At 47.1% G+C, this 4,469-nt stretch carries 2 protein-coding genes; both read right to left on the reverse strand.

What is annotated here, in order from left to right:
- Window positions 1–69 precede the first annotated feature (69 nt).
- On the reverse strand, window positions 70–3,270 hold the full coding sequence (gene carB, locus QMD03_09855) for a carbamoyl-phosphate synthase large subunit (GenBank protein ID MDI6777515.1): 3,201 nt from the start codon (window positions 3,268–3,270) through the stop codon (window positions 70–72).
- A gap of 215 nt (window positions 3,271–3,485) precedes the next feature.
- Complete coding sequence (locus QMD03_09860; protein MDI6777516.1) at window positions 3,486–4,370, reverse strand: AMP-binding protein; 885 nt, start codon at window positions 4,368–4,370, stop codon at window positions 3,486–3,488.
- Window positions 4,371–4,469: the final 99 nt, after the last annotated feature.

The raw sequence follows: 4,469 nt of genomic DNA on the forward strand, positions 1-4,469 counted from the left end.
TTTTTATACTTTTTTAGATGCCTCACTATAATTAAGCTATAATAGGACACCACCTTTTTTTAGCTTGATTTAGGATATATCCGCATGGTATTCCTGGAGGCTTTTAATTTTCCCGCCGCCCTGTCGATAGGCAGCAATTCCTCTGGCTGTGGCCAGGGCTGCTGAGATGGTAGTGATATAGGGCACCTTATATTTGATCGCTGCCTTGCGGATATAGGAATCGTCTTCAGCACTGAGCCTTCCACTCGGGGTATTGACCACTAACTGTATCTCCCGGTTCTTTATGGCATCAGTAATATTAGGACGGCCTTCGTGCATTTTCATAATTGGCTCTGCATCGATTCCATGCTCAGCCAGGTATTTCTGCGTCCCGGATGTAGCCCTGAGGGCAAAGCCAAGCTCGACGAATTGCCGTGCTACTTCCAGTGAGCCAGGTTTGTCGCGTTCGGGTACACTGATGAGAACAGTACCTTTCGTAGGTAAAGTCTGTTTAGCAGCTTCCTGGGCTTTGTAGAAAGCTAATCCTTCGTTGTCGGCCATACCCAGAACCTCTCCTGTTGAACGCATCTCCGGGCCAAGTACCGGATCCACCTCAGGGAACATATTGAAAGGAAACACAGCCTCCTTAACACCAAAATGTGGGATCGACCTGGGCTTCAGATTCAGTTCGCTTAAGCTTTTGCCCAGCATAACCTGCGTGGCAAGGCGTGCCATGGGGATATTGCATACCTTGCTTACCAACGGCACGGTACGGCTTGCCCGTGGATTCGCTTCCAACACATAGACCTTGTCGTTGGCAATGGCATACTGAATGTTCATCAACCCCACCACATTGAATTTCACAGCGATCTTCTTAGTGTACTCCTCAATGGTGTCAATGTGTTTTTGAGGAATGCTCACCGGTGGGATCACACACGCAGAGTCTCCGGAATGAACTCCGGCCAGTTCGATGTGCTCCATGACTACAGGCACAAAGGCGTTGGTCCCGTCTGCAATCGCATCTGCCTCAGCTTCTATGGCATCCTCTAAAAATTGTTCAATAAGAATGGGTCTCTCCGGGGAGACATCCACGGCCGCATTAACATATTCCCTCAGCATTTCTTCGTCGTAGACCACTTCCATGGCACGTCCGCCCAGAACATACGACGGACGAACGATCAAAGGATAGCCGATTTTTTGGGCAACCGCCAGGGCATCAGCAAGTGTACTGGCCATGCCGGAGACAGGCTGTGGAATACCCAATTCCTTCATGATGAGACGAAACCGGTCACGGTCTTCTGCAAGGTCAATAGTTTCAGGGCTTGTGCCAAGAATGTTGACACCCTCAGAAGCTAACTCTGCTGCAATATTAAGCGGTGTTTGTCCGCCAAACTGCACAATAACACCTTCGGGTCTTTCCTTCTCGTAGATAGCCAGAACATCTTCTACTGTCAATGGCTCGAAGTACAGCTTATTAGAGGTATCATAGTCGGTTGAGACAGTCTCTGGATTACAATTGACCATAATGGAGTCATAACCCTGATCCCGCAGGGCGAATGCGGCATGTACACAGCAGTAGTCGAATTCAATCCCCTGTCCGATCCGGTTAGGCCCACCACCAAGGACCATAATCTTGCGTGAAGAGCTCACACCAACCCTGTCTGGGGCATTATATGTCGAATAGTAGTAGGCTGCATCCTCCACACCGCTCACAGGCACTGCATCCCAGGCCTCCACCACACCCAATTTAGTGCGCCTGCCACGGATATCTGCCTCTGACACATTAAGTATCTTCGCCAGATACTTATCCGCAAATCCATCCTTTTTAGCCTGAACAAGCAACTCATCCAGCGGGAGCGTACCTTTGTACTTTAGAAGTTGTTCTTCTAATTCCACTAATTCTTTCATCTGCTCAATAAACCAGGGTTTGATATATGTCCGTTGGTACAATGTGTTAATATCCGCTCCCTTGCGCAATGCCTCATACATAATGAACTGCCGCTCGCTTGAGGGATCGGTGAGCATCCCCATCAATTCCGCAAGTGACTTTGTATGAAAATCCTTGGCAAAGCCAAGGCCATAGCGACCATTCTCAAGAGATCGAATGGCTTTCTGGAAGGCTTCCTTGTAGGTCTTTCCAAGGCTCATCACCTCACCCACACCCCGCATTTGGGTACCCAGCTTATCCTCGATACCTTTAAATTTCTCGAATGCCCAGCGGGTAAATTTAACAACCACATAGTCCCCTGATGGGGTATACTTCTCCAGGGTGCCGTCACGCCAGTATGGTATCTCATCCATGGTAAGTCCACCGGCCAGCATGGATGAAACCATGGCTATAGGGAAACCCGTGGCCTTTGATGCCAATGCCGATGACCGGGAGGTGCGGGGGTTGAGCTCAATGACTACCACCCGTCCGGTTTTGGGATCATGGGCAAACTGAATGTTGGTTCCACCGATAACCTCAATAGCTTCAACAATGTCATAGGAATACTTCTGCAAGCGTTTCTGCAGCTGGGGATCAATGGTTAGCATGGGTGCCGTACAGTAAGAATCGCCGGTATGTACACCCATGGCATCCACATTTTCAATAAAGCAGACAGTAATCATTTGGTTTTTGGCATCACGTACTACTTCAAGTTCCAGCTCTTCCCAGCCGAGTACGGATTCTTCCACCAGAACCTGGCCAACAAGGCTGGCGGACAAGCCGCGAGAGACCACGGTTCGAAATTCCTCAATATTATAAACCAGGCCACCACCAGTGCCGCCCATGGTATAAGCAGGTCTGATAACCACCGGAAATCCGAGTTTTTTAACAATCTCCTCTGCCTCTTCCACGGTATAGGCAATCTCGCTTTGAGGCATTTCAATGCCGAGGCGATTCATGGTTTCTTTGAATGCCAGTCGGTCTTCCCCGCGTTCAATGGCATCAATATTTACCCCAATTACCTTAACACCATACTTCTCCAACACCCCCTTCCTGGCAAGCTCTAACGAAAGATTCAGCCCTGACTGGCCACCCAGGTTCGGAAGCAGGGCATCAGGCCGTTCCTTCTTGATGATCTCGGTTATGGATTCCAGGTTAAGTGGTTCAATGTAGGTCGCATCGGCCATACCCGGGTCTGTCATAATCGTAGCAGGATTTGAATTGACAAGCAGAATCTCATATCCTAACTTTCTTAAGGCCTTACAGGCCTGAGTGCCGGAATAGTCGAATTCACAGGCCTGACCAATGATAATAGGGCCTGAACCAATAATCATAACCTTTTTGATATCCTTGAGTTTAGACATAACTTCAGCTCCTTTTTTGTTAAATTTTTCTTGACAAAATACTTTATTTATGCTAATTTATAAATAGCCTAAATTATAAAGGGGTGTAATTGGGGTCTGCCCCTCGTATAATACAGAAAGGATTTGAGGGGTCGAGGGAGCAAGGGTTCAAGGGTAAGAAAAGAAAGAGAAACCCTCTCTTTTTCTTACCCTCGATCCCTTGCTCCCTCAAACCCTTAACCCTTTTCTCTTATTAAACTTTCGATGACTGAAGGGTCAGCCAAGGTTGTCAAATCACCAAGTTCTTTCTCCTTCCCTCCAGCAATTTTTCGTAGAATGCGACGCATAATCTTACCTGACCTTGTCTTGGGCAGGGCATCTGCAAACTGCAGTTTATCTGGTTTGGCAATCGGGCCTATCTGGGTTTTTACCTGAAGAATAAGTTCTTCTTTCAGCTCCTTGCTCGGCTCAATCCCTGCATTTAAAGTAACAAAGGCATATATTCCCTGTCCCGTTACCTCATGTGGGAATCCAACCACCGCCGCCTCATCTACCTTTGGATGAAGAACCAAGGCACTTTCAATCTCTGCCGTACCCAATCTATGTCCTGATACATTGATGACATCATCTATTCTTCCAAGAAGCCAATAGTCGCCATCCTCATCCCTGCGTGCTCCATCTCCGGTAAAATAATTACCTTTGTATTGTGAAAAATAGGTCTCATAAAACCTTTTTGGGTCTCCATAGATACTGCGAGCCATTCCTGGCCAGGGTGATTTGATAATTAGTGCACCTTCCTCGTTCACAAAAGCCTCTTCACCATCTTTTTTGATGACAGCCGGTTTTACACCAAAGAAAGGTTTGCTGGCAGAACCAGGTTTAAGTATCATTGCCCCTGGTAGAGGAGTGATAAGAATGCCTCCTGTCTCTGTTTGCCACCAGGTATCGACAATTGGGCTGTTTTCTTTTCCAATGACTCGATAATACCAGAGCCATGCCTCAGGATTGATTGATTCTCCAACTGAACCTAAAAGACGAAGGCTGGAAAGGTCATGTTTATCTACCCATTCTTCGCCTTCTCTTGCCAGGGCACGAATAACAGTTGGGGCCGTTTTTAATATACTCCTTTCGTATTATTTAAACTGATAGGAATTTGCTTTTGGAATATTTCGACCTGTGCAATCAAAAAAATCAAACTGCCAACTTCAACTCCAAGTTAT

It is taken from the genome of Syntrophales bacterium, from assembly GCA_030018935.1.
Classification (GTDB): domain Bacteria; phylum Desulfobacterota; class Syntrophia; order Syntrophales; family CG2-30-49-12; genus CG2-30-49-12.

Coding starts and splice junctions, on each gene's coding strand:
- carB (MDI6777515.1), bottom strand. CDS start 3,270: ATGTCTAAACTCAAGGATATCAAAAAGGTTATGATTATTGGTTCAGGC.